Here is a 1,217-nt window from a genome sequence, read left to right on the forward strand (position 1 = left end):
ACGTATCCAAACGAGGCGACGACAATACTGATGGCGACCTGCTCCAGCGTCGCCGCGATCGCAAGCAGGTAGCCCGGTAAGAAAAGCGATGTTGGGAATATCTTTCCGATTATCGCTCCCTTCAGGACGAACAGCAGAAACAGCGCTGGCTCGTCGAAAACCAGCAGAACCGAAACGCTCGAGTCGATCAACTGTTCAGTTACGGGCACGCGCTGTGACGAAGCGTACGAACTCGGACGTATTTGCTTTTACTATTCGAGATACGTATCGCTCGGGAGACATATATAGTGAGAACTATTCTCGGGGGAGCGCTGTCGCAGCGTCTCGATACCCGTTTCCCCGTCCGGGCGTCCCGCTCTCTCGCTCCCGAGCGCGGTCTCGACGAGGTGTCAGCAGCGGTTGGTTCAATTCACCCCTCCCGATTACGACGGGCGCCACCCGGGTTCCGGTAGCAGATCGGTCTGATCAGCTCTCTTTCGGGCGTTAGTTACCGGAAGGCGACCGTGCTCGTCGAACACCGGCTCTCCGTCGAAATCCAACTCCCGAATCGAAGCGGTGTACAACTCGAGTACAGAACGTCTATTTATCGAGAGCAGTGGTATATAGATCATCCTCCGATAGTACGATCAATTTTCAAAAAAGGGCTATAGTGACTGCGGGACGATCCGAACAGGACGTACAATGGGAGAACCAGTCGCACAGCGAGACCGGATCACACAGTACGACCCGGCATCGTGGCTCATAACGGCTACCGGGTTAGTACTGGGTGTTTCAGGGCTCGCATACGTAATCACGCATCCCGAACCGATGGCGGTATGGCTGACCGAACTAGCGCTGGTCAGCCTCCCTGCCGCAGCAATCGTCTACGGCGGCTATTGGGTCGCAAACCAGCAGCTCCCGCGGAAGGAAAAGTGGAGCATAGCGAAGTGGAGTCTCGTCGGTGCAGTCGTTGTGGGAGTACTCGTAGTCGGCTATATCGGTGCCGAACGGATCGCTGGTGAGACCATACTCAACCCGGAACTTCTCGTCGTTCTCGGCGCACTGGGCGGTTCTTTCGTCGCGCTGTTCACCTCGATCTCGGCTGAACGACGGTATCTCGAGGCGACAGTCGCCACTGAGGGCCGGATACGTTCGGACGACTTGAAGGCTGCACCGTTCTCGGCTGAAGCGCAAGCGTTCGCGGAGCTAGCGCTTGATACTCGTTCGTGGTACGTTGT

At 56.9% G+C, this 1,217-nt stretch carries 1 protein-coding gene and 1 pseudogene; one reads left to right on the forward strand and one right to left on the reverse strand.

Annotated elements, in window-relative coordinates; all coding sequences use genetic code 11:
• A pseudogene (locus ACNA7R_RS09360) lies at positions 1-209 on the reverse strand (membrane-associated protein); the annotation flags it as partial.
• Between the two features lie 472 nt (positions 210-681).
• Here ACNA7R_RS09360 and ACNA7R_RS09365 point away from each other — a divergent pair.
• Positions 682-1,217 (forward strand): hypothetical protein (locus ACNA7R_RS09365; RefSeq protein ID WP_416283298.1); only part of this gene is annotated, 536 nt, incomplete at its 3' end.

The sequence above is a fragment of the Natronococcus sp. genome, from assembly GCF_047921035.1.
Classification (GTDB): Archaea; Halobacteriota; Halobacteria; order Halobacteriales; family Natrialbaceae; genus Natronococcus.